The following is a 22,712-nucleotide window of genomic DNA, read 5'->3' as shown; positions in this document are numbered from 1 at the left end:
GTCGGGGTCGTCGACCGGAAGACGCTCGAACGACGGCTGCGGGCCGCGTGGGGCGTTGTCAGGGGTTCCGGTGGAATCGCTCATCCGAGGGTTCCTCCCATCAGGTTGTAGCGGCGTACGTCGTCGGGCGACTTCTTCCACGTCGCCATCATGTGACCGGGGAACGTGCCGGTCTTCGAGGCCAGCGCCACGTAGAAGGCGTACGGGCTTTCGCTGGTGTCCTGCGTAGCCGCGACGATGTCGGTCCGTCCGTCGCCGTTGACGTCGGCAACGGTCACGGGATACCTGCTGGTGGTCTTGAGGGTGTTGCGCGGCTTGGGAAGCTTCCCGCGGTTGGCGATCGAGAACTGGGTCAGGTCGTCGCTGAACGTGCCGACGGTGATCGACTGTCCCTCACCACGACCGGATTCCGCGGCGATGACATCGTCACGACCGTCGCCGTCGACGTCACCGGCGACGAACGAGCTGATCGATTGATGCTTGAACGAGAACGGCTTCGCAGCAGCGACAGACGTCCCCTCTCCCTGGTAGAGGTCCAGGTCCGACGTGCCAGACGTGAGGGTCATGTCCTCCGGACTGCGTTCGACCCTATTCAGGACCACCAGATCGGCCTTCTCGTCCCCGGTGAACTCGCCCACCGCCACCTGCTCCACCGGTACGGCCGGATAGGACGCGAAGAGTGTCGGCTCCTCGAACCCTGACCCAGTGCCTCGGTAGACCCAGATCGTGCCGTCCCCGGCCCTTCTCCCCTGCGTGTCGAGATCGGGGTTCGGGTTGCCGAAGTGCGCGCTCATGAACAGATCGGCGACACCGTCACCGTCGAAGTCGTCGGTGCCGAGGTCGTAGTAGAAGTTCGACCCCGTCATCTTCTTGCCCTGCTCGACGACCCCCGCGGGAGCCTTGATGGATCCCTCCAGATCACCGTGGAACTCGAAGCCCTTCTCGCTTCGTACGAAGGTGACGAGCGTGTTCTTACCGTCGCCCGTGAAGTCGCCGCTGAGCGGAAATACCTCACCCCCGTCGTTGTCGGCCGGAAGCGCGGGGTCGTCGTACGTGACGGGTTTCGACGGGGTCAACGTGCGGCCGTCCGACTTCCACGTGACGACATCCACCCCCTCACCGTCGGGGTTCTGGACGTTGGTGATCACGTCGCCGAACTTGTCCCCGTTCACATCCGCGTACGCAGCTCCCTTGACGGTCGGCACGATGGGCTCGGGCCCGTGCTCGACCCAGGGCTGCGTGATCGCCAAGGCCCCACCGACCCCTAGGGCGGCGACACCGACCATCGCGGCACCGACCCGGAGCGGAGTGATCTTGGACGGCCGCTGCGCCTCCTCGATCAGGATGGCTTCGCTCTCGGAGGGCGCCCGGACGGCCGCGACCGGGATGGGCGCCGGGTTCGGGTCGGTCATCGACGGCGCGGGCACGAGCTGAGCGGGCGCGGTGATCTCGCGCAGCTTCAGCAGGTCGTCCTTGAAGACCGCCGCGCTCTGGTAGCGACTCCGTCGGTCCTTCGCCATCGAGAGCTGCAGGATCCGGTTGGCCGCCTTGGTCCAGTCGTCGGAGCCGACGAACTGCGGGATCGGCGCGCTCTGGTGGGCCATCGCCACCTGCACGGCCGCACCCGAGTAGGGGATCTTGCCGGTCAACGTGAACCACAGCATGCAGCCGGCCGCGTAGATGTCTCGTGACGGCTCCGGCGAGATCGGCCGGCCCTGCGCGTCACGCTCGTCGCGGATGTATTCGGGCGCCAGGTAGTTCCAGGTGCCGGTGATCCCGCCGACAGGCGAGTCGGTGGACGAGGTCGCGATCCCGAAGTCGCACAGGTACGCGAACGGGTCGAGGGGGCTCGCCGGGTTGCGTACGAGCACGTTCGACGGCTTGACGTCCTGGTGGATGATCCCCGCCTGGTGGGCGTCGTGAAGCGCCCCCGCCACCTGGGCGTTCACCAGGCAGGCGAGGTGCGGCGCCAACGGTCCGTTGCTGCGTACGAGTCCGGTCACATCACCGCCCTTGATGAACTGGGTGACGATGAACGGGCTGCCCTGCTGCTCGCCGATGTCGTAGATCGCGATGATGTGGGGCGACCTGATCTGCGCCAGGGTCTGCCCCTCGCGGATGAACATGTCGATGAACTGTCGGTCGGCGAGGTGGGCATGCACCATCTTGAGGGCAACTTGCCGTTCGAGCTTGGTGTCGAAGGCGTCATAGACCACGCCCATTCCACCCTCACCAAGAATGCGATCCAGGCGGTAGTGGCCGAACACTGCCCCGGGATGAAGCGTCGTCATGCCCGCACCCTATTCAAGGGTGGAGCAACCCAACCACTCCAATGCGCTAAAAGTCGCCTACTTCTTGGTCGGCGACCATTCGACGATGGTCGAGACCAACGGCGCGACCTGCCCGGAGCGGGGACGTACGCTGTCGACCTTCTTGTCGATCACCGTCACCGTCGGGTTCATCACGATCGGCACGACGATCGAATCCCGGACCAGTGTCTTCTCGATCTGGACGCGTACGTCGCGAGCTTCGTAGGGATCGGCGGTGCGGGCCAGCTCGCTGATGAGGCGGTCGCGCTCACGGTCGCCGCCACCCGTCGCGTTCTGGCTGCCCTTGCCACCCCACTGCGCCGAGATCTCCTCCGGCGTCTGCGGGACCGGGATCCGGACGAGCGCAGCGTCCCACTTGCTGCCGGAGAGCACCTTGTCGGCCGAGGCCACACCACAGTCGGTGGTGCCCCAGCCCTCGTCGTCCACGACGTTCGAGATGGTGTCGTAGGCGCCTGAGGCGAACGCACTCGACTTGTCGTAGGAGATGCACACCTTGGCGCCGCGCGGGGCCGCCGCGTCCTCGGAGGCCTTGAACTTCGTGGAGAACCCGGAGTCCTCGGTCGCGATCTGGTAGCCCTCGCCACCCGGCGGGAAGAGCACGACATCGGTCGCTTCGTACGCCTCGGCCCACTCGCCCGCGCCGCCCTCGGCGATGTCGCCGCGGGGCACCGCCCGCAGATAGGCCGTGCGGGTGTCCTTGCGCTTGAACAGGCCCCGGTCGGTGCGGAGGATCAGTGCCCACATGGTGCCGTCGTTGGCGTTCGCGACGCCGTAGTCGCGGCGCTCGAGGTCACGCACCTGCTTCCGGTTGGCCTTGGTCGGGGTGACCTGGACGACGTCGACCTTCTCCCCCAGGCTGTCCAGCGCGTCGGCGCTGGCCGGGGTGAGGCGTACCTGCTCGTAGGTCGGCCTGGCCTCGCCCGCGTATTCCGGGTTGGCCTCCAGGTCGACCTCCTGGCCGCTCTCGCCGGCCGAGATCTTCGAGACCCGGTAGGGGCCGCTGGAGAGCAGCGCCTCCTCGGATGCCTTGCCGTTCTCGGCGACCACGAAGGACGAGGTCCAGGCCTCAGCGATCTTGGTGAGCTTCGCGGTGTCGGACTCCTCGATCGCGGTCTCGACGACCTCCTTGGCCTCGATCGGGTCCTCGATCTTCAGCGCCTTCTGGCCGACGACGTGCGCCGGCACGGCGACGTCCAGGGCCGTACGCCAGTCGACCACCGGCACCACCAGCGGGACCTCGATGGCGCGGGCGCCCTCGTCGACCTCGGGGATGTAAGCGCTCTTGGTCAGACCGGTCGGCACCGCGCCGAAGTCGACCGTGCCGTCGCTGCCTTCCTGGGCGGTGCCGAAGTAACCCGAGGTCGCGGCCCAGGCGAGCATGAGGTCGGCGGTGTCGATCGGCACCCCGTCGGACCAGGTCGGCTCGGCCAGGTCGTAGCGCACCCTGGCCTGCTTGTCGCCCTCCATCGTGACCTTGCCGAAGGTCTCGTCCATCTCGACGGTGTCGTTGACCAGGGTGCCGAAGGCTCCGCGGGTCAGCGAGGCGATGTCGAGGTTCCCGTCGGTCACGCTCGCCGCGCTCGCCGGGTTGGTGCTCGTCAAGGACTCCGTCCACGCGACGGCGACCTCAGACCCCTCCTCGACCGAGGCGGGAAGATCACCCGAGCAGGCGGTGGCGACCAGCGCCAGACTGGCAACGGAAACGAGTCCCGCGCGACGACGTGCCCCAGGATGCACCTTCAAGTCCCCTCTCCGAGACAACGGACGCCCAGATCCTAACGAGCCTCGGCTGAGACCGGCCACCGACGTAGCCGGTCTCGGCCGAGCAGCTTGTCGAGACCTCAGCCGGCGGGGATCTCCACCTGCTCCGTGAACTCGGCGATCGTCTTGTCCGAGCCGATCACCTTGGCGCCGTCGCGTGTGTACTCGATGAGGTACGTGTCCGCCTTCTCGTCGACCTGGAAGGCGATCCACCCGGTGTGCTCGCCGCCGTCACGCCGCTGCACGTCTTCGAGGGGCGTACGCTTCGCGGCGGTCATCTCCTCGGTCATCAGGCGGGTGTCAGAGCTCTCGAAGTCGGCGCCCTTGTCCCAGGAGATCTCGAAGTTCCCCTCCGAGATCCGGCCGCCGTACTCCTTGCCGGGCTTGATCTTCACCTGGACCAGCACCACCTCGCCACCTTCGGCGATGAGCTCGGCCTCCTCCGCCGACGGGAAGTCACGGACCGCGGAGACGACCTCGATCTTGTCGCCCATCTCGGGGTCCTCGAGGGTCTTGCCGACCTTCACCTCGGCCTCGTCGCCGACAGGAGCCGCGGACGCGGACTCGGAGGCCGGGGCGCTGGACTCGACGTCGACCGCAGCGTCGGCGTCAGCCTTAGTGTCATCGGAGCCACACCCGCTCAACGTCAGCGCGAGGCCGAGGCTGAGGCCGACGGCGGCCGATCGACAGGTCCGGACGGTGGTGCGAGTACGCATGAGGAATCCCTTTCAACAGTGAACGTTCCCGAAAAACGAAAGGTGGGGGCAGGAATGCCTGCCCAAGTGGCGAGGCACCTACTCCCGCGGGCAGCCTACCTGAGGAGAATCGAAGTGCTCGGGTCGAGTGCTCGGTGGATTTTCCTGTCGTTACAGTCCGATTCGTACCGCGATCCCTGCCGCCTGTGCGCCGAGGATCAGGTGCGGAACCCGGCCACGATCAGCCCCGCACCGACGCCGAAGAGAACCATCGAGAAGACCAGCAGAAGGTACAACCACACCATGGACGACGTCTCGCTGACGTCCGGCCTCTCCGGGTCGTACATCACCGCGACGCGCGACTTCCGTTTCGGTTCTCGGAACCAGGGCGTGTCGGTCCCCGATCGTTTCTGGCCCGACGAGTCGACGAACTGATAGCGCACGGTGGTCGTTGTCTCACCATTGTTCTGTCGCTTTGTCTTCACCGACGTGACCGTGGCGTCGACGCGCGTCCACGTACGCCGACGCATCCACGTGCGGACCGTCATGATGAATACGACCGGAAGGATGAGCGCCAGGAGTACACCGGTCCCGATCAGGCTCAACGAATCCATTGCGATACCCGCTCCCTTTGCCTACTCGCTCTGGTCGGCCAGCCACTCTGGGTTGATCGCAAGCGCCGTGACCGAGACGTTCTTGGTTGGGAAATCGACGTCATCGACGTCGAACTCCAGCGCCGCCGACTCTTTCCCAGTGGCCAAGTCCGTGCGCAGCAGCGTCAGCCCGGTCAGCTCTGTCCACACGTCGGAGTCGTACTTGGAGTGTCGCTCACGGAGGTCCGATTCATTGGTGACCGAGTAGGCGGCCTTCGACGAGTACGTCAGTGCCTCCGCGTCGAGCCCGATGTAGCCGCCCACTCGGCCGATCTCGCGAGCCTGTACTTCCCCAGCCGTATGCGAGGGGCGAGACGCACTCCAGATCGTGTTCTCCACGACCCAGACGAGCCGACCATCCTTGACTGCGACCGCCGACGGCCCGCCGATCTGTCCTGCGGCGTCTCCCGGGTAGACGATCTCGTGGTCGATGGCGGCCTCCGCTGCCGACGTCCCCTTGGCCGTGTTCCAGGTGCGCACGATGTGCTGGTCGGCGTCGTTGTTCTCCCACGCCTCGTAGACGATCCCGTCGACGCAGGGCAGCTCACCCATCGGCAGCGACGAAGGCTCCAGCGTGCTCTTCACATCGACCCCGTCACGTGGGTAGATCGAGACCAGCGCAGCGCGATCCCACTCGGCCTCCGGGACCGAATCACTGTCATCTTCAAAGGCCTTGGTGCCGGTCCCTCTCCCCGGCGCGAACACGTGGTCGTCACACACCGCGGCGGCCGTCTTCGGCGCGTACGACTCGACCTCCGTCGTGGCTTTGCTTGTAGCGCCGTCGATGTAGGTGAAGATGCTGTCACTCGATCCGTCGGCACCGCTGAATCCCGCCAACGTCCCTTTCCCGACCTGCACACGGAACCACTCGCCGGTCTGCTCGACTGACTCACCGTCACTCGTCCGTTCCTGCCCCGAGAGACCCTTTCCGTCGATCACATAGTCGTGATCCCGATCAGAGGTCGTGACTCCGTGCTTCGTCCAGGACACCCGATCGTCTTCGTCACCATCGAGCTCGATCGCCCGGCTTCGCCCATCCGCCGAGAACAGCACCAGGTAGCTGGAGTCCTCGCCGCCCTCCTGGACCCGCATCGCCACCACCGCGTCCTCGGTCGCGAAGTCCTTCGGAGGTGGGCCGACCTGGCCACACCCGGAGAGCAGAGCCGCCGAAGCGACCGCCATCGCCGCCAACCGTCGAGTCAACGCACACATCCCGTCGTCAGTAGATGAGTCAGGAGGCGCCACAGCGGAGTCCCCCGAGATTCCGAGCGGGGATACGGTACGCGCACTGCCCCCGCCGCACCCCACCGCCCCGGCCTGGGCTCGGCCTAGCGATCAAGAACGGACGACTCGCAGATGAACGATCTCCTCGGAGCACTCGCCGTGGCACTGATCGGCGCCGTGATCTGTGCCTCGGGCTATCTGAACTTCCGTGGTGCCAAGAAACGAGCACAGGCAGTCGTCGCTGGTCTCGAACCAGTGCCCGCGTCACCAAGGCGTGGAGACAGGATGTCAGCGGCGCCGCGAGCGACATGACGTACCACGTCAACTACACGTTCACGGCGCCCGAGACCGGCGGCAGCTACTACGGCCACAGCGAGCACGGCCCCCAGGGCGTCGAGACGGGTGACGACATCGAGGTGATGTACGACCCCGAGGCTCCCTACAACAACGAACTACCCATGGGCCGTTTCGCGCCGTCGTTCTTCCCGCTGGCGTTCGGATTCCTCGCGGTCTTCGGAGCGGTCCTCTCAATCAGCTGCCTCGCCGCGGCGATCGTGATCATCGCCGACCTGATCGGTTAGCGCACCTGCTTGTCGCTCTCATCGAACTCGCGCCAACCCACGTGGCGATGCTCGAGCACCTTCGTGGATGTAGACCAGACGGCGATGGATGAGGACGTCGAGCAGACGATCCCGCGCGACGCCCACCCGGTGTCGCTTGTCCGATCTTCGCGGCCCACGCCGCGGCGGGTTCCGGCTTTTTGTCCGGCCCTCAGGCCTCACACCGACTCCAGGACCAGATCGGCTAACCCCAAGGCCCCAGCGCAGATGACCAAGATCGACAGCCGCGGCATCGTGGGCAGATCCAAGACCAGCAGCAACACGTACGTCGCCGTTGACGCGATCGCGGTGACCGCGGCCAAGGCAATGCCGACCACGCTGCGCCGTCGCGTCTGCCACCACACGGACAGCCCTGCGCCCGCTACGAGAATCGCAGCGCAGAAGGCGATCCGCGCCAGCCACAACAGTTCCTCCGCGCCCGTCTCCTGACCGCTGGCGAGTGCAACCAGGACCAACCCCACGACGGACGAACCGAGAAGCGGAAGAGCGATGAGCGCGAGCAGCCCCGTGGCCAGCAAGCCGACGGCGTTCAGCAGGAACCGGCCCGGAAGCGGTGGGTAGCTCCGCTCCAACACCGCGGCCTCGGCCTCGCCCCAGCTGAACGGCTGCAAGAACCGCTCCGTACGTGCCCAGCCGTCAACCGCCTCGCGAGCCCACTCCTCGCGGGCTTCATCAGTCCTGCGAGCCCACTCCATCAATGCCTTCGGAGGGGCCATCAGTACTCCAACCCGAGATCGGTCAACGCTTCGCGACTAAGCCGCCGGCGGCGCCCAGCGAAGCGTCGAGACACAGAGATCAAAGGCAGTCTTCCAACCGACGAACTTCGGGTCCTCAGCGGACATCTCCACCGGACGAGCGATTGACGCCGTCAGTTGGAGGCCGCGGCGCCTGTTCGAACCTGGGATCGGCGTGACATAGACGATCGAGGTCATCACGATCGAACCGCCCTCGAACGCCTTCGTCGACTCGCGTTCGAAGCGAATGAAGCGCTTGTCACCGTACAGTGGCATTGCGCCGTACTCGCTGATCGCTTGAGTCACGTACCCATCGAGGGTCTCACCGTTCGGCGTCCGCCGAACGGTCGCGAACATCGTCCCAGGAATGTAAGCCTTGCTCGCCATCTCATTTGTGGCAGAAAAATAGGCGATGACGCTCTGCTGTTTCATCAGGGCAAAGGCCTGATCCATCTGGGCCCGCAGCATCGCATGTAGATCTGGCCTATTGGCGGCAATGAAACGCCGCTTCAGCTCGGCATCGATCGCGTCCCGGCGTGCATCATCCGGGATATGCCTCTCCCACCCGTCCAGCAGCTTCAGATAAAACTCTGGATCCTTCCTAACGCCAAGCATGTCACGCAGCGAACCACCGTCGCTTCCGACCATGTCAGACACCTCGATCCAATCGGGTCATAGTGGACTCTTGTCGAAGTCAGTGAACTCCCCGTAGCCAACGAGCCCCTGCGTCCGGAAGATCCTCAGCGCCTGCCGACGGCTGGCGCGCAAGACTTCGATGTCCTCGTCAGACAGGCCATCGATCGCGACCTCGGGGGGTTTCACATTCGAGTGCAGGCGATAGTCGCCAATCACGGCAGCGATCGCCAAGACGAACGTGATCCAGACGGGGAAAACCATCGGAAAACGCGGATAGACGTCCGCATTGCTCGTGTAGATGAGGACTAGCAGAATCGCCGTCGTCACGGCGACTGCAACCGACATCGCGGCGAGTGTCCCGCTCCATTGCCGATGTGACGCCCTGAGCCAGGGCACAAGGAAGTAAAGGACAGCAACGCTTCCTAGAATGGACCCGATATAGATGCACTGGACCTCGAAGCCTGCAGAAAAGTCTTCAGAGAACTTTCGATATCCGCCACCGCTCACGAACACGCCGGCAGCAAACAGCGGCCCAGCCGTTCCCAGCGCAGCGACCCAGAACATCAACGCTGCGCCAATTCGCATCAAGGGATTCCCACGACGCCGACGGGCCGCCTCCAAGTCGATGTAGGCATGATCCATCACAACCCGGTTCAGCTCGTCAAGGTCGAACGGCTCGTGCCGATCCCTACGATTCGCCCATTCAGCTGGCCGAGGCGCCGCAGCCTTAGGCATCAGTTGCCTTCTCCCACTCGTCCATCGCGTTTCGTGTCATACCCTTCACATCGGAGGCGAAGAATCGCACACCGCCCGGAAGATACAACGTGAGTGTCGACAAGATAGCTGGCATCTTCGCCAACGTGAGATCGAACACCTCACGTGTTCCCGACTCCACGGTGACCATCACGCCACCGTCCTGATTCGCGAATACGTATGCTGCGGTAGAAAGATGCAGGGCGACGCCGTCGATCACCTCCTCGCGCGCGGCGATGCACTTCAGACCGGGACCAAGTGCCGAGCCGCTCCACTCGTCGACGTCAAACCCTGCATCCTGCCATGCCTGGACCGTAACGGGAGATCCAGACGCGAGCTCAACACGAATCCGGCTCGGGAGCGGCAATGGCAGCGGCCAATGCAACATGGCGATCAGGGTCCCTGGCACGTGAGCGGCGTTGTACGCATCCCTCAGCGCCGCACCATTCAAGTCGTTGGCGGCCTCGTCCTGGGCCCATGCCTCGCCCCACCAGTTGCGTAGACGCTTCTCTTCCGTCTCGACCCATTGGTTGATGTCGGTCTCGAGGCCACACGCCGCATAAGTCCGCCCGTCTTCCGGATAAACTCCTTCGATGCGCCAATTCTCGTCCACCGTTACACTCTTTTCGTTGTTCAAGCCACTCATTCGACAGAGTTCGTGACGACATCAATTGACGACGTCGACGAACGAACCCTCAAACATCCCCGTGACAGTCTGGACACTGCTGTAGAAGGAGTTGCCGTACTTTGCCAGCGCACCCTGAACTTCGCCGCCAGCTGCCCACAAATTGGGATTGCTTGCAATTCGCTCGAAGTCTTTGATGTCGAGACCGGTGTGGAGTGCCGTCATCATGTCCGGGAAGGCCTTACGCCCCGCCCATGCCATATCTCCGAATCCCGACCCAGCCTTGAAAGCAGCCGAGAACTTCGCAAACTTTGTAGCATTCGCACCCAGATCGGTCATCGCGTCCGCCATGGCCCCGAATTTTCCGAATGGAACAACATCAAGGGCGGCCAGCCCAAGTTCTAGAAGGGAACACTCACCGGCGCAGTACTGGACCGCGCGCATGGCGAAAACCGCGGCGGAAATTGCGAATGCGATCGCGGCGAACGGACCAGTGAGGAAGATTCCCAGAACAAGGACGACGAGCGCCACGATCTCCAGCACGGCGATGATGTCATCGAGAACTTCCCAGAAGCCGTCCTCGATCTTGCCCGACATCTCGTTGCCGATCCCGCTGACCGCAGCGTCGTACGCGTCTTCCCAGGAGTCGTAGTAGCCGTCCCAGGTCTCGGCGGCGTTCTCCCAGTCCTTGCGGGCCTGGTCCTTCGCCTCCTCGGCGTCCTCCTCCTGCTGCGCCTCCGGGCTGCCCTCCTCCGGACCGGCGCCCGGAAGATGGGTCGGCGCACCTTCCATGCTGTCGAACTTGGCCCACAGGTCCTCGCAGGTGTCGACCTGCGACCGGATCAGAGGCTGCCACTGCTGGAGCTCTTCGCCGTAGGTTGCGATGATCGGACCCACCGGCTTGTACAACTGCGCGGCCTCGCGGAGGGTCTCCCACGAGTCGCCGATCTTGTCCTGAAGCTTCTCGACCGCCTTGCCGTCCATCTCGCCGCTCGCGAGGTCGTGCGTGGCGATCGTCTGCAGCTCCTGGGCGCAGTCCTCCATCATCCCGCCCAGGGTTTCGATCCAGTTGCCGCGCGAGATGACAGCAGAGGGGTCACCCTCGACCGTTCTGATTTCCCTACCCTTGGGAGACGAGTCCATCGCAGATGCGTTCCTTCGTTCGAGACTTGAGTCTGGGGATGCGTGCGCTCAAACCGCGGCGGGTGAGCTCGGGGCCGTCCCGCCTGGGGCGCCCGGTGCCTGCACGGAGGAGTTCGACTGGAACTGGAGAGCGGTCTCGCTGTCCCAGTTCTCGAAGCCTTCGACTACGCCCTTGACGTGGTCATGCAACTCTTTCAGGCCCTCTTTGAGCTCGTCCCGCTTGTCGTCCCAGCGTTCTTCGAAGTCCTGCGCCTTGTCGCGTAGCTCACCGCGGCTGTAGGGGTTGCCGATCGCTGCTTCGAGCGCCTCAGAATTGCCCGTCGCATTCTCGAACTCGTCGACGATCGCGTTTAGCTGCGTCTGGATTCTGGAGAGTGTCTCGATCTTGATCTTGACGTCCGCCATCGCCCGTTTCCCTTCGAACTTCCGTCAAATTGCCCGGTCAAAGTGCCGAATTATCGCCGCGGACAGGGCGAATTTCTTTCCCCCGCCCCGACCGCGAATAATCAGCCGCCGGCGAGCTGCGAGTCCAGGTCCTGAATCGCGGTCGCCATGTCACGCAGAGCCTGAGCCATGTCCTCGACGCCGGCAATGGCGTCCTTGAGGCCGGTGGTCATCTCCGTGTAGCCGTCCTGGAACTTGCCCGACGCCTTCTCCGTCTTGAACCCGTCCTGAACAAGCTCATCAACGTAACCCTGGCACTCGTCCAGCGCCGACTCGATCGTGTCCTTGCCCTGATCGAGCTTGTCGGCAGTGCCGGTCATCTCGTCGTAAGTTGCCCCGAAGTCACTCATCGATCATTACCTTCCCGCGATTTCCATTGCACGACACCCGTTGCGGGGCCGCTCGTCACCATAAGTCGCGCGTCACACGGTCGTGAAGCGCAAACCCGACGAGCCGATGCCGTCATCGCGGACGCGGTCCGAGATCAGGGCGATCGACGTAGTCACGGTAGTCCTACCCGCTACGCCGAGTTCTAAACATCTTCGAAAGTAAAGTTCTGCTTGCCCCCGTAGCAGTGCACTGCACCAGCGGGAGTCGACACACCGCTGCACCTGACCGACGCTCGAGGTGGATAGGTGATGGGCCCGCAGACGCTGACCCACCACCTTGACCAACGCTGTGACTCAGCCGCCGGCGAGCTGCGAGTCCAGGTCCTGGATCGCCGTGGCCATGTCACGCAGAGCCTGAGCCATGTCCTCGACGCCGGCGATGGCGTCCTTGAGGCCCGTGGTCATCTCCGTGTAGCCGTCCTGGAACTTACCGGACGCCTTCTCCGTCTTGAACCCGTCCTGAACAAGCTCATCAACGTAACCCTGGCACTCGTCCAGCGCGGACTCGATCGTGTCCTTGCCCTGGTCGAGCTTGTCGGCGGTGCCGGTCATCTCGTCGTAGGTTGCCCCGAAGTCACTCATCGATCATTGCCTTTCCCGCGATTTCATTACACGGTGCCCCATTGGGCAGCCGCTGGTCACCGTAGGCCACGCTTCACGAATTTGTGAAGCGCAATAACGGATTCGTTGTCATCTTCATACACAGTTCTCGCTCCCGCCCGCCAGCGGCATCCGTCGGGTCCCCGACGAGACCGTCGCGACCCGACCGAGACATCCCGTAAGGCACCCAAGAACACGGGATAAGGGCGACCAGAACCAGCCGCTCACCCTACCCACGCAACCGCACACCGATCGCGCGACAGGCCAATGCATCGCGTCCCGAATCACGGAGTTGGGTGCCCTCAGAACTCGGGGAGTTCGTCCGGGTCACCCCACGGAAGCTCGGAGCCGTCGTCACGGACGTAGTGGGAGGCCACGGGGGTCGCCGGAGCGGTGACGGTTCCGTCCAACGTGCCCTGTATGCCGCCGAGGTACTTCTCAGCGATCTTTCCGTTGAAGACACCGTCGAGCAGGGCAGTCGGTCCGCCCGGGATGTTCTGGACCAAGACGTTGACCGACGACCCCGACCCCTTCTGGTGGACTCGAAGCATGATGACCTTCGGCCACGACAGGGCCTTGGTCTTCTGCCTGATGATCAGGGCCTGGCCCTCATTGTGCACGGCCCGGATCTCGTACTTCTTCTCGTGCTGCGCAACGCCTAGAGCAGCCTGGAAGGCCGCCTCTGGGGTGACGTCGAGGTCAGCACTTCTCGCTCGTTCCGATCCCACGTGAACCCTTTGCTACATAGATGGATGAAAGCCGTGAAGTCAGACGCGTCCCTGAGCGTCGAACTTGTGCCACGTTCCGACGCGCATTCGCTGCATCCGGTGACGCTGGTCCGCGGTCAGTTCGACCAGCCCGCGCTCGCTGAGCACGTCGAGAACTTCCTCGCGCGCGGCACTGTAGCGCCGCTGCGCGCGATCGCTCTTCGGCACGCCCGCACGATGCTCCGACTGCGACACGAACTGGAGGATCGTCAGGGCGAGACCGAGTACACCGGCGACCAATGCCGACCACTCGAGCCAGTCCCCGGGGAGATCGCCGTCGTAGGACTTCCCGACGACGAAGGTGACCACGACCGACACGGTCGCCACAAGGCCGGAGACGATCGCGATCACGGACCGGGAACGCGTCTGCCACCACATGCTGAGCCAGGTCGCCGAGACGACGATCGAGATGACGAACAGGAAGGTCGCGATCAGCGTCAGATCACCTTGGGTGGAAGCGTTCTCCGTCGTGGTTGCCCATGCGACCAGACCGGCCGCGAGCGCCGGCGCCAATAGGAACACACCGAGCGTCATCATCATCGGAACCATGATTACGCCGAGGCTCCAGTTCGGCCCACCGTCTCCGCTCGGGGTCAGCCGCTCCGAGATGATCTGCTTCTCGAGGTCACCCCACTTGATCGGGGTGGCGACGTTGGCGGACCGTGCCCACTCATGTGCCGACGGGCCCTTGTCAAAGGACAGCAAGTTCAGGCCTTCCACAATCGATTAGGAATCAGTCCCGGTTCACGCGCTACCGCGGTTCCACCGAAGCGTAGCGACGCATGCGTCGAGGAGCGCGCGGGTCGCGACCAGCGCGGGTGCGTCAGGTCCTACGTCCGGCGTACGCCCGAAGGCTGCCACCAGCTGCAGCGCCCTACGCCGTTGGGTGCCGGGGATCGGGGTGAAGTAGATCAGGGAGTGGTTGATGATCGGCTCGCCATCGAGGTCGATCGTCCGCTCCCGCTCGAACCGCAGGGTGCGCGGGTCGCCGAACAACGGCTTCGCGCCGTACTTCTGGATGGCGTTGCGGGCCATCTTGTCCAATGACTGACCGGGCTCGCCCGTGCGGATCGAAGCGTTGATCGAGGCCGGCAGGACGACGGCGTCGTCCGGCTGCTCGCCTGCCGGCGCGAAGAATGCGAAGACGTCGTTCTTCCGCATCCCGTCGAACGCCTTGTCGAACATGGCCTTCGCCTCCACGAACAGGTCGGGGCGGTGAGCCTCCATGAACCGCTTCTTCATCCCGCTGAGGAGCTCATCGTGTCCACCATCGATGTCGAAACGAGCCCACCCCCGCGGAAGGTCGATCTCGAAGTCCACGGTCTTACGCACGCCAAGTTGCTCACGTAGGTTCACAGCGTCGCCCCATCCGTCGCGATCGGCCAAGACTCGTCCACCGGCACACCGGGCAGAGGCACCGACTGGAACACCTTCCCGTCCTCGCGGACCATCCGAAGTATGTCCTTGAGCGCCACCAGTCCTCGGACGACCGAGGTCGTCAGCTGCGGAATGCACTCGTCCACGCCGACCAGCAGGAGAGCCTCGCCATCGCTGAACACGAAGTTCACCGACTCGATGATGACCGACCCACCCTCGAAGTTCAGCTCCTTGCGCGAAGACAGCTGGGCGCCGGGCCCGATGTGATCGGCCTCGGCCGAGTGCACGACGCCGTCCCATTGAGACATGTCCGGAACCGACTCGCTCTCCACCACATGCAGGTGGCACATCACCGCAGCAGCCGACATGACCGGCCACACCTGGAACGAGGCGTACGCCTCAGAGGTCTCACACTCGTCGAGGGCCATCTGCAGCAGCCCGCGGATGTCTTCGATCGTCGTCGCCTCACCATCCCAACGCGGCGTACCGACCAGTTCATCAAGCATGCTCGAGGTCTCGTCGACCCACCGTTCACGCTCCGCGGGCGTCAACCCTTCAGGAACAGGGAGCCACCCCGGAACATCCAGGTCGTCAACCAGCTCTACTGCCCACTTCGCCACTCTGCACCTCAGACGTTTGTTGCGTTTGAACCGAACCTAGAAACCAAGCCAGGCAGGCATGCCCGGGACCTTGATCTCAGGGATGTCGATCGGGATGGGGTCGAAGTGATCCGTCCCCTGCGTGAGCTTCCCGGCATTGCCGAGGGTGCCGAGCGTCGCGCCGAAGCGGGCAACCCCGAACTCGATCTTCGTCATGCCTCGGAACGCTCCCAGACCACCCTTGAGGGCGTCGAGGTTGCCCATGTACATCTTCAGGTTGTCGGTCCGGAAGGCCTTGAAGGGCTTACCGATCAAGCCCTCGAGAACCTCGGCGCCGCTCTTCACCTTGAAGGCGTCCTTGAGTCGAGCTGCCTGGGTCAGGTCACCGATCGGACCCTTGCTCATGGCCTTCCAGGTCCTGGACAGTGCGGTCACCTTGCTGCCCTTCGCCATGTTGGCCAGATGGCCGAGCTTGGACAGGTTCGACAGCTTCCCGATCGGAATGATGGCCAAGGCATCTAGGGCCAACTGCCCCAGACTTTGCTGCCCGCAGGCGAACTTGATAGCGGAGACCGCAAAGGCAGCGAGCGCGAGGATGGCTGCCAGCGCACCGAAACCGGTGCAGAAGATCGCGACCACAGCGATGATCAGAGCGGCCCAGGTCAGGACCTCGTAGACCGCGTCGATGAAGTCTCCGTAGTTGTCCCAGAAGCCGTCCTCGATGGATCCGGAAAGGCCGTCGGAGATCCCGCTGACGGCTGCGTCGAAGCCGTCCTCCCATACGTTGTACCAGGTGTCGAAGACTTCGGCTTCGGTCTCCCAGTTCTCGTAGGCTTCCTTCTTGGCCTTGTTGTCGGCGGCCTCTTCCTTGTCGGTGTCGCCGATGCCGAGGAAGCCGCCGTCGTCCTCGGTCGTGCTGTCGTCCTTGTCACCGGGTAGGGCGTCGTAGATGTCCCAGAGGTCACTGCACGAGGCCGCGGTGCGGTCGATCAGCGGCTTGTAGGTCTCCAGCATCTCGCCGTAGGTGACGAGCACCGGACCAACAGGCTTGTAGAGGTCGGCCGCTTCTTCGAGGACCTTGTAGGAGTCTCCGATGGTCTCCTGAAGCTTCTCGATGGCCTTACCCTGCTGCTCTCCACCAGCGAAGGTGTTCTCCTTGATGTCGCGCAGCGTGTCAGCGGAGGCATCCATCATCTTGCCGAGCCGCTCGATAGCGGACCCTCGAGCGATGATCCCCGAGGGCGAACCCTCGACCGACTTGATCTCGCGCCCCTTCGGGGAATCCTGCATGCCACCGAACATGTGGGGGTTGTCCTTTCCGTCAGGAGCGTTTAAAGGCTTGGGGTTCTACTTCTTCTTGGGCTCGAACTGGAGGGCGGTCTCGCTGTCCCACTGCTCGATCCCGTCGATAACGCCCTTGATGTGCTCACTGACCTTCTTCAAGCTGTCTTTGAGGTCGTTGCGCTTGTCGTCCCAGCGCTCCTCGAAGTCACAGGCCTTGTCGCGCAGGTCGCTCATGTCGAACGGATCGCCGATGTCAGACTCGAGATCCTCGGAGCTGTCAGTGGCGTTCTCGAACTCGTCGACGATCGAGTCCAATGACGTCTTGACCTTTTCGAGCTCAGAGATCTTGATCAAGATATCCGCCATGACCGTGCACCTTTCGCGTGGTTACTGAGCACGCCGTCGAGTGTGGTCATCGCAGCGCGTGATCGAGAGAAAATGGAGAGATGGTGGGCCAGCAGACGCCAGCCCACCATCTGGCAAGGGTTGTTGCTCAGCCGCCGGCGAGCTGCGAGTCCAGGTCCTGGATCGCCGTGGCCATGTCACGCAGAGCCTGAGCCATGTCCTCGACACCAGCAATGGCGTCCTTCAGACCCGTGGTCATCTCCGAGTAGCCGTCCTGGAACTTGCCCGACGCCTTCTCCGTCTTGAACCCGTCCTGAACCAGCTCGTCCACGTAACCCTGGCACTCGTCCAGCGCGGACTCGATCGTGTCCTTGCCCTGATCGAGCTTGTCGGCGGTGCCGGTCATCTCGTCGTAGGTTGCCCCGAAGTCACTCATCGATCATCGCCTTTCCCGCGATTTCCATTACCCGACACCAATTGCGGCGCCGTTCGTCAGCGTCGCTCACGCGTCGCATGTCCATGAAGCGTGAACCCGACGAGCCGACACCGTTATCCCGGGCGTGGCCCGAGATCCAGGCGATCAACGTCGTCGCGGTAGTTCTACCCGCTACGTCCGGTTCTAAACATCTCCGAAGGTAAAGGTTTCTCCTCACCTCGGTTAGGGGGTCGCAACAGCGCGCCAGCGGGCGTCGACACCGCGGCAGCTCTGGCCGAGACAGGTGATGGTGGGCCCACTGAAGCAAGCCCACCATCGTGACCAACGTTGACGCTCAGCCGCCGGCGAGCTGCGAGTCCAGGTCCTGAATGGCGGTCGCCATGTCACGCAGAGCCTGAGCCATGTCCTCGACGCCGGCAATGGCGTCCTTGAGGCCCGTGGTCATCTCCGTGTAGCCGTCCTGGAACTTACCCGACGCCTTCTCCGTCTTGAACCCGTCCTGAACAAGCTCATCCACGTAACCCTGGCACTCGTCCAGCGCCGACTCGATCGTGTCCTTGCCCTGATCGAGCTTGTCGGCGGTGCCGGTCATCTCGTCGTATGTTGCGCCGAAGTCACTCATCGATTGTTGCCTTTCCCGGGATCTTCATGAGGTGACGCCCGTACGAACGCCGCTGGCCACCGTAGGCCACCCTTCACGAGGCTGTGAAGGGTAAAAACGGATTCGTTGTCAGATTCACGCAGAGTTCTCGGAGTCGCTGGCCAAGGGCATCTGCATGGTCACCATGCGCCCGGCCTGGACGAAGATTCCGCGGCCCACCGGGAAGTCGGTGCGCTTCAGCTTGCCGAACGGAACCTTGAACAGCGTGTCGCCGTCGTAGGTGTCCGGCTTGAGCACGAGTCCCTGGCGGGCGGCTTTCCACTCACCCATGACGCCCGAGCCGCCGCCGGCTCGAGTGATGTCGGCGTCGCCGACGAAGAGGTGGTCGGAGTTGTTGATCGCCTGCAGCAGGGAACGCATCGGTCGGTCGGCGGGACCGTCGGCCAGGTGGGTCATGTCCTCGGCGACGATCATGATGCGGCCGGGGAAGGACTCGTCGGCGACGATCTCGGCGAGCTCGGTGACGAGCGCCTTCTCGTCGTCGGGGCGGGTGGCGCTGCGTACCCATGGCCGGAAGTCGCCGAGCATGGCGCGACGGCTGCCGAGGTGGAACAGCTTCACCTCGGGGTCGAAGCGCTCGACGGACTCGATGAGCGCCTTGAGGGCGTTCGTCTTACCGGACTGCGGCGGGCCGGTGATGATGAACGAGCCGATCGGGTCGAAGCCACGCGCGGACAGGGTGTCGTCGGCGATACCGAAGACGGGCTGCCCGTTGGCCTGCGCCGGCATGGCCCTGCTGGAGATCTTCGTCGGCAGGGCGCCGATCTCGCCGACCTCGGGAACACCCAGGGCACGCAGCTGGGAGACCAGCTCGTCGAGCGCCTTGGTCTGCTCGGCGACGTTGGTCGTACCGCCCAGAACGGCGAGCTGCACCTCGGCCTTGTCGACGACGGCGCGACCGGGCACCGACTGCTCGTTGAGTACGTCCTTGGGGGCTCCGACCAGCACGTACTGACTCGGGTCGGAGAGCCGCATGACGACACGACGCGGGATGTTCGCGAAGACCGCGGTCGGCACCGAGCCGCTGCGGTCGGCGGTGATCACCGCGTGGATGCCGAGCGGACGGCCCTCACCGAGGACCCGCATGAAGGACTGGTAGAACGGCGCGCGACCGGCCGCGATCTCCCACTCCTTCTTGAACTCGGGGTAGTTGTCGATGAGGAGCAGGATGCGCGGCATCGACTGGTCGGCGATCTCACGGTATTCGGTGAGGTTCGCGGCCGCGGCCTTGGAGAACAGCTCAGAGCGGCGGTCCATCTCCCGCTCGAGCGTGCGCATCAGCCGCTGCAGACGCTCGGCGTCGTCGCCGTCGATGATCGAGCCGACGTGCGGGAGACGCTCGATCGCACCCAGCGCGCCGGAGGCGAAGTCGAGGCCGTAGACCTGGACTCGACCGAGCTCCGGGCGGGCGCCGGCGGCGGTCGCGATCGTCTTCAGCATGGTCGACTTGCCCGAACCGGAGGAACCGAAGATGAGCAGGGATCCGTCGCGGTCGGGAGCGAAGTAGATCGCGTTCTGCTGCTGACGCTCCGGGATGTCGGCAAGGCCCAGCAGGATCTGTCCGTCACCCTCCAGCGGCAGGTCGCGCATGTCGACCACGGACGCCAGGTCATCGAGCCACGGTCGCCGCGGGGTCATCAGACCAGCGGTGGCGGAGGCCTTGATCAGGTTGGCCACGATCCGCTTCTGGTCGTTGGGGCCGAGGTCCTCGTCGTGCGAGTCGCTCTCCGGCGGACGCTCCGGCTCCCACTCCGTGATCGAACCGAACTTCAGCTCGGCCACCTTCACGTCAGCGGTGACGACCTCGTCATCACGCGTCCATCCACCGGCGTACGCGGACTGGAACGGAGTCAGGCGACCCGGTCCCGTCTTCGCGATGCCGCGGCCAGGCAGGGACGGCGGGAAGGTCCCGGCGATCGGGTCGTCGACGACGTCCTTGGAGTCGGTCTCGTCTGCCATCCGCAGCGCGACGCGGAGGTTGGTGTTGGCCCGCAGGTTGTCCTTGATGACACCGGCCGGGCGCTGGGTCGCCATGATCAGGTGGATGCCGAGCGAACGGCCTCGCTGGGCGATGTCGACGACGCCGTCGACGAACTCCGGCACCTCGCCGGCCAATGCGGCGAACTCGTCGATGACCAGCACCAGCGCGGGCGGGCACTCCGGGTCCTGTCGCTTCTCCAGCTCGAGGAGGTCCTTGGCCTTCTTCCGGTTGAACAGGTGCTCGCGGTGGTGCAGCTCGGCCTTGAGGCTGGTCAGCGCACGGCGTACGAGGTGCGGGCTCAGGTCGGTCACCAGACCGACGCAGTGCGGCAGCTCGATGCAGTCGGCGAAGGCCGAGCCGCCCTTGTAGTCGACGAAGAGGAACGTCACCCGGTCGGGCGAGTGGGCCGAGGCGATGCCGAGCACCCACGCCTGCAGGAACTCGGACTTACCGGCACCGGTGGTGCCGCCGACGAGGGCGTGCGGGCCCTGCGTACGCAGATCCAGCGTCATCGCGTCGGAGGCTCCCTGACCGATGATGGCGCGCAGGTTGCCCGCCTTCTTAAGCCGCGGCCGCGGCCGGTCGGAGCGGTCGATGACCGAGTTGTTCTGCCGCCAGCGCTCCACCACGGAGTGCGGGTCCTCGGCGACCTCGTTGCCGACCAACGACAGGAAGCCGACCGAGTTGGGGAGGTCGGAGGAGTCGTGGACGACGGTGCTGGCGTCCACCACCGGCGCGAGCCGCTTGGCGAACATGTCCATGTAGGCGTTGGAGACGCCCTCGACAATGACACCCTCGTAGAGGTCGCCGTTGCGGACGAGCCCGACGGTGGCACGCTCCAGGCCGTCGCTCACGTCCAGGAAGCTGCGGCACACCGCCGGCAACGCCTCGACGGTGGAGGACATGAAGACCGCGTGTACGCCGACATCGGCGCCGCGCTCGAGCACCTGGACCAGCCGGGCCCGGTCGACCGGAGCATCGTTGGTGACGAAGACGACGATCGAGACCTGCACCCGGGCGTTGGTCTCCTCCCCGGCCCGGGCGACGTCGGTGCCGTACTGCATCGGGTTCCACTTCTCGGCGAACGGGCCGCGGTGCTCCGCGGTCCGGCCGGCGCGCATGATGTATTCCTCGAGCGCGCTGAGCAGGGCGTTGGCCGTCGGTGCGGAGTCGGCCAGCGGCATGTCCTTGAACCGGTTGGTCTCCGAGGTGGTGTGCGGCAGCCACTTGAGCCACTCGAACTCCTCGACCCAGTCCGGGTCGGCGAAGGCGACGGTGACGACCTCGTTGGGCGCGTGCAGACCGAAGAGCTGCACCGCGAGCCCACGCATCGCATCGGCGGCCGGGCCGGCCGGGCCGGCGACACCCACGGAACCCACCGCGGGGAGCGACTCCAGCAGCGGTACGTCGTCGACGTACTTGTAGCGCTCCTTGAGGCGGTCGATCCGCTCGATGAACTCGGGCAGGCCGTTCTGGGTGTCACGCTCCGCGATCGAGTTGCGCGACAGGGAACGGGTGGTGCCGAGGCGTACGGCCAGGAAGTTCCAGTGCTCGGGACGCCGGGTCCACAGCCGCGGACCGAGCTGCATCGCCTGCTCGAAGACCTCGGCGACCGCCGGGACTTCCTCGTTGCGAGCGAGCTCCTCCTCGGGCTTGCTGCGGTAGAAGACCTCTTCCAGCTTCTCGAACTGCCGCTCGAAGAGCTCGATCTCGTGGTCCTGCTTCGCGCCGGCCTGGCGGTGCTGGTTGATGTAGTTGCCGACCGCCATCATCGGGGTCATCACGACCAGCAGCAGCGCGCGGGCGCGGCCGGTCATCGCGTAGATCGAGAGCGCCATGATGATCGGCGCGATCAGCACGAACCACGGGAACAGCTTCTTCTGCATCTCCGTGGGCATCCACGGCGGCGGGTGCTCGGTGCCGGGGTAGCGGACGTCGACCCGCGGGCTGCGGTTGAAGAGCAGGCCGCCACCGCGCTCGAGCACCGGGTCCTCGACGGCGGAGAGGAAGTCGGCCGAGAGCTGCATGACCAGCGTGGTGCTGCCGATCACGACGGGTGTGTCCGGCGCCAGACGTACGCGGGAGACCTGGGTGCCGTCGACGACGACGCCGTTGGCCGAGTTGAGGTCGACGAGCTCGACCGAGCGGTCCACCTCGATGCGGGCGTGACGCTTGGAGACCATCGGGTCGGCGAGCACGATCTCGTTCTCGGGACCGCGGCCGATCGAGGCGTGGCCGGTCGTCAGCGGGAACGCCTGTCCCCGCACCGGACCGTCGATCGCCCGCAGCACACCGACGCTCTTGCGCCGCGAGCCGGTCGTCTCGTTGTCCGGGCCCATGTTGACGACCGCGGCCGCGAACCCGGAGCCGATCGGCGCGTCACCGATGGGTACGTCGGGCTCGAGCGGCTCCATCCGGTCGGCGGTCGGCGGGGCGACGGCCAGGGTCAAGATGTCGTGCTCACCCGCGATGATCGACCGCGCCGGGTCCGCGTCGGCGATATGCCGAGCGACGTCACCCGCCGTGGCCGTGGAGTCAGCTGTGACGATCACATCCGCAGGCGCGACACCCGGCCTGTGCAGAGTGAGCTTGACCTTCATCCTTCGTTCCCCTCGTCAACGTGTCTGAAAGACCATGCAGAAAGATCGTGCGGTC

General features: G+C 64.8%; 23 protein-coding genes. 1 reads left to right on the top strand and 22 read right to left on the bottom strand.

Features of this window, described 5'->3' with window-relative positions; translation table 11 throughout:
- Positions 1 to 80 precede the first annotated feature (80 nt).
- The 5 genes from ACFWQC_RS14365 to ACFWQC_RS14345 all read right to left on the bottom strand — a co-directional run bounded on the left by ACFWQC_RS14365 (position 81) and on the right by ACFWQC_RS14345 (position 6,621).
- Positions 81 to 2,291 (bottom strand): protein kinase, encoded by a 2,211-nt coding sequence (locus ACFWQC_RS14365; RefSeq protein WP_378678801.1) that lies wholly within the window; start codon positions 2,289 to 2,291, stop codon positions 81 to 83.
- Between the two features lie 57 nt (positions 2,292 to 2,348).
- Complete coding sequence (locus ACFWQC_RS14360; RefSeq protein ID WP_378678848.1) at positions 2,349 to 4,067, bottom strand: ABC transporter substrate-binding protein; 1,719 nt, start codon at positions 4,065 to 4,067, stop codon at positions 2,349 to 2,351.
- Positions 4,068 to 4,171: 104 nt separating this feature from the next.
- Positions 4,172 to 4,807 carry a transcriptional regulator gene (locus ACFWQC_RS14355; RefSeq protein WP_378678798.1) on the bottom strand — a complete coding sequence of 212 codons (636 nt, stop codon included), beginning with the start codon at positions 4,805 to 4,807 and terminating at the stop codon, positions 4,172 to 4,174.
- Positions 4,808 to 5,004: 197 nt separating this feature from the next.
- The gene (locus ACFWQC_RS14350; RefSeq protein WP_378678795.1) at positions 5,005 to 5,400 is read right to left on the bottom strand and encodes a DUF3592 domain-containing protein; all 396 of its coding nucleotides are present in this window, start codon (positions 5,398 to 5,400) and stop codon (positions 5,005 to 5,007) included.
- A gap of 21 nt (positions 5,401 to 5,421) precedes the next feature.
- The gene (locus tag ACFWQC_RS14345; protein WP_378678793.1) at positions 5,422 to 6,621 is read right to left on the bottom strand and encodes a hypothetical protein; all 1,200 of its coding nucleotides are present in this window, start codon (positions 6,619 to 6,621) and stop codon (positions 5,422 to 5,424) included.
- A gap of 44 nt (positions 6,622 to 6,665) precedes the next feature.
- On the opposite strand from ACFWQC_RS14345, the gene ACFWQC_RS14340 reads away from it, so the two are divergent.
- Complete coding sequence (locus ACFWQC_RS14340; RefSeq protein WP_378678790.1) at positions 6,666 to 7,244, top strand: DUF3592 domain-containing protein; 579 nt, start codon at positions 6,666 to 6,668, stop codon at positions 7,242 to 7,244.
- Between the two features lie 197 nt (positions 7,245 to 7,441).
- On the opposite strand, the gene ACFWQC_RS14335 is transcribed toward ACFWQC_RS14340, so the two are convergent.
- The 17 genes from ACFWQC_RS14335 to ACFWQC_RS14255 all read right to left on the bottom strand — a co-directional run bounded on the left by ACFWQC_RS14335 (position 7,442) and on the right by ACFWQC_RS14255 (position 22,609).
- On the bottom strand, positions 7,442 to 7,999 hold the full coding sequence (locus ACFWQC_RS14335; protein WP_378678787.1) for a hypothetical protein: 558 nt from the start codon (positions 7,997 to 7,999) through the stop codon (positions 7,442 to 7,444).
- A 36-nt stretch (positions 8,000 to 8,035) separates the two neighbouring features.
- The gene (locus ACFWQC_RS14330; RefSeq protein WP_378678845.1) at positions 8,036 to 8,665 is read right to left on the bottom strand and encodes a protein TPRXL; all 630 of its coding nucleotides are present in this window, start codon (positions 8,663 to 8,665) and stop codon (positions 8,036 to 8,038) included.
- 24 nt (positions 8,666 to 8,689) lie between these two features.
- A complete protein-coding gene (locus ACFWQC_RS14325; RefSeq protein WP_378678784.1) occupies positions 8,690 to 9,388 on the bottom strand; it encodes a hypothetical protein in 699 nt (232 codons plus the stop codon).
- Positions 9,381 to 10,043 (bottom strand): hypothetical protein, encoded by a 663-nt coding sequence (locus tag ACFWQC_RS14320; RefSeq protein WP_378678781.1) that lies wholly within the window; start codon positions 10,041 to 10,043, stop codon positions 9,381 to 9,383. The genes ACFWQC_RS14325 and ACFWQC_RS14320 overlap by 8 nt, the downstream gene beginning before the upstream one ends.
- Positions 10,044 to 10,073: 30 nt before the next feature.
- Positions 10,074 to 11,174 carry a hypothetical protein gene (locus ACFWQC_RS14315; protein ID WP_378678779.1) on the bottom strand — a complete coding sequence of 367 codons (1,101 nt, stop codon included), beginning with the start codon at positions 11,172 to 11,174 and terminating at the stop codon, positions 10,074 to 10,076.
- Between the two features lie 48 nt (positions 11,175 to 11,222).
- On the bottom strand, positions 11,223 to 11,579 hold the full coding sequence (locus ACFWQC_RS14310) for a flagellar protein FlgN (protein ID WP_378678777.1): 357 nt from the start codon (positions 11,577 to 11,579) through the stop codon (positions 11,223 to 11,225).
- 101 nt (positions 11,580 to 11,680) lie between these two features.
- Positions 11,681 to 11,968, bottom strand: a complete 288-nt coding sequence (locus tag ACFWQC_RS14305) for a WXG100 family type VII secretion target (protein WP_008356172.1) — start codon at positions 11,966 to 11,968, stop codon at positions 11,681 to 11,683.
- A 333-nt stretch (positions 11,969 to 12,301) separates the two neighbouring features.
- Positions 12,302 to 12,589 (bottom strand): WXG100 family type VII secretion target, encoded by a 288-nt coding sequence (locus ACFWQC_RS14300; protein ID WP_008356172.1) that lies wholly within the window; start codon positions 12,587 to 12,589, stop codon positions 12,302 to 12,304.
- Between the two features lie 320 nt (positions 12,590 to 12,909).
- The gene (locus ACFWQC_RS14295) at positions 12,910 to 13,335 is read right to left on the bottom strand and encodes a hypothetical protein (RefSeq protein ID WP_378678774.1); all 426 of its coding nucleotides are present in this window, start codon (positions 13,333 to 13,335) and stop codon (positions 12,910 to 12,912) included.
- A 39-nt stretch (positions 13,336 to 13,374) separates the two neighbouring features.
- Entirely contained in the window at positions 13,375 to 14,079 is a 705-nt protein-coding gene (locus tag ACFWQC_RS14290) for a hypothetical protein (RefSeq protein WP_378678771.1), read from the bottom strand.
- Positions 14,080 to 14,118: 39 nt separating this feature from the next.
- Positions 14,119 to 14,706 carry a protein TPRXL gene (locus ACFWQC_RS14285; protein ID WP_378678768.1) on the bottom strand — a complete coding sequence of 196 codons (588 nt, stop codon included), beginning with the start codon at positions 14,704 to 14,706 and terminating at the stop codon, positions 14,119 to 14,121.
- 20 nt (positions 14,707 to 14,726) lie between these two features.
- Positions 14,727 to 15,257 (bottom strand): hypothetical protein, encoded by a 531-nt coding sequence (locus ACFWQC_RS14280; protein WP_378678766.1) that lies wholly within the window; start codon positions 15,255 to 15,257, stop codon positions 14,727 to 14,729.
- Positions 15,258 to 15,407: 150 nt separating this feature from the next.
- On the bottom strand, positions 15,408 to 16,640 hold the full coding sequence (locus ACFWQC_RS14275; RefSeq protein ID WP_378678763.1) for a hypothetical protein: 1,233 nt from the start codon (positions 16,638 to 16,640) through the stop codon (positions 15,408 to 15,410).
- Positions 16,641 to 16,697: 57 nt separating this feature from the next.
- Positions 16,698 to 17,000 (bottom strand): flagellar protein FlgN, encoded by a 303-nt coding sequence (locus ACFWQC_RS14270; protein WP_091043302.1) that lies wholly within the window; start codon positions 16,998 to 17,000, stop codon positions 16,698 to 16,700.
- Positions 17,001 to 17,127: 127 nt separating this feature from the next.
- The gene (locus tag ACFWQC_RS14265) at positions 17,128 to 17,415 is read right to left on the bottom strand and encodes a WXG100 family type VII secretion target (protein WP_141791345.1); all 288 of its coding nucleotides are present in this window, start codon (positions 17,413 to 17,415) and stop codon (positions 17,128 to 17,130) included.
- Positions 17,416 to 17,749: 334 nt separating this feature from the next.
- Positions 17,750 to 18,037 (bottom strand): WXG100 family type VII secretion target, encoded by a 288-nt coding sequence (locus ACFWQC_RS14260; RefSeq protein ID WP_008356172.1) that lies wholly within the window; start codon positions 18,035 to 18,037, stop codon positions 17,750 to 17,752.
- Between the two features lie 114 nt (positions 18,038 to 18,151).
- Positions 18,152 to 22,609, bottom strand: coding sequence for an FtsK/SpoIIIE domain-containing protein (locus ACFWQC_RS14255; RefSeq protein WP_378678758.1), 4,458 nt, complete (start codon positions 22,607 to 22,609; stop codon positions 18,152 to 18,154).
- Between the last annotated feature and the right edge of the window lie 103 nt (positions 22,610 to 22,712).

Source organism: Nocardioides sp. NPDC058538 (assembly GCF_042719275.1).
In the GTDB taxonomy this organism is placed as follows: domain Bacteria; phylum Actinomycetota; class Actinomycetes; order Propionibacteriales; family Nocardioidaceae; genus Nocardioides.
The sequence above is the reverse complement of the archived record's forward strand: the minus strand, read 5'-3'. Positions and strand labels throughout refer to the sequence as shown.

What these genes read in the sequence shown, in the direction of transcription:
- ACFWQC_RS14365 (WP_378678801.1), bottom strand. Translation starts at nt 2,291, where the DNA reads ATGACGACGCTTCATCCCGGGGCAGTGTTCGGCCACTACCGCCTGGAT.
- ACFWQC_RS14355 (WP_378678798.1), bottom strand. Translation starts at nt 4,807, where the DNA reads ATGCGTACTCGCACCACCGTCCGGACCTGTCGATCGGCCGCCGTCGGC.
- ACFWQC_RS14350 (WP_378678795.1), bottom strand. Translation starts at nt 5,400, where the DNA reads ATGGATTCGTTGAGCCTGATCGGGACCGGTGTACTCCTGGCGCTCATC.
- ACFWQC_RS14345 (WP_378678793.1), bottom strand. Translation starts at nt 6,621, where the DNA reads ATGGCGGTCGCTTCGGCGGCTCTGCTCTCCGGGTGTGGCCAGGTCGGC.
- ACFWQC_RS14340 (WP_378678790.1), top strand. Translation starts at nt 6,666, where the DNA reads ATGAGTCAGGAGGCGCCACAGCGGAGTCCCCCGAGATTCCGAGCGGGG.
- ACFWQC_RS14335 (WP_378678787.1), bottom strand. Translation starts at nt 7,999, where the DNA reads ATGGCCCCTCCGAAGGCATTGATGGAGTGGGCTCGCAGGACTGATGAA.
- ACFWQC_RS14330 (WP_378678845.1), bottom strand. Translation starts at nt 8,665, where the DNA reads ATGGTCGGAAGCGACGGTGGTTCGCTGCGTGACATGCTTGGCGTTAGG.
- ACFWQC_RS14325 (WP_378678784.1), bottom strand. Translation starts at nt 9,388, where the DNA reads ATGCCTAAGGCTGCGGCGCCTCGGCCAGCTGAATGGGCGAATCGTAGG.
- ACFWQC_RS14315 (WP_378678779.1), bottom strand. Translation starts at nt 11,174, where the DNA reads ATGGACTCGTCTCCCAAGGGTAGGGAAATCAGAACGGTCGAGGGTGAC.
- ACFWQC_RS14310 (WP_378678777.1), bottom strand. Translation starts at nt 11,579, where the DNA reads ATGGCGGACGTCAAGATCAAGATCGAGACACTCTCCAGAATCCAGACG.
- ACFWQC_RS14305 (WP_008356172.1), bottom strand. Translation starts at nt 11,968, where the DNA reads ATGAGTGACTTCGGGGCAACTTACGACGAGATGACCGGCACTGCCGAC.
- ACFWQC_RS14300 (WP_008356172.1), bottom strand. Translation starts at nt 12,589, where the DNA reads ATGAGTGACTTCGGGGCAACCTACGACGAGATGACCGGCACCGCCGAC.
- ACFWQC_RS14280 (WP_378678766.1), bottom strand. Translation starts at nt 15,257, where the DNA reads ATGCTTGATGAACTGGTCGGTACGCCGCGTTGGGATGGTGAGGCGACG.
- ACFWQC_RS14275 (WP_378678763.1), bottom strand. Translation starts at nt 16,640, where the DNA reads ATGCAGGATTCCCCGAAGGGGCGCGAGATCAAGTCGGTCGAGGGTTCG.
- ACFWQC_RS14270 (WP_091043302.1), bottom strand. Translation starts at nt 17,000, where the DNA reads ATGGCGGATATCTTGATCAAGATCTCTGAGCTCGAAAAGGTCAAGACG.
- ACFWQC_RS14265 (WP_141791345.1), bottom strand. Translation starts at nt 17,415, where the DNA reads ATGAGTGACTTCGGGGCAACCTACGACGAGATGACCGGCACCGCCGAC.
- ACFWQC_RS14260 (WP_008356172.1), bottom strand. Translation starts at nt 18,037, where the DNA reads ATGAGTGACTTCGGCGCAACATACGACGAGATGACCGGCACCGCCGAC.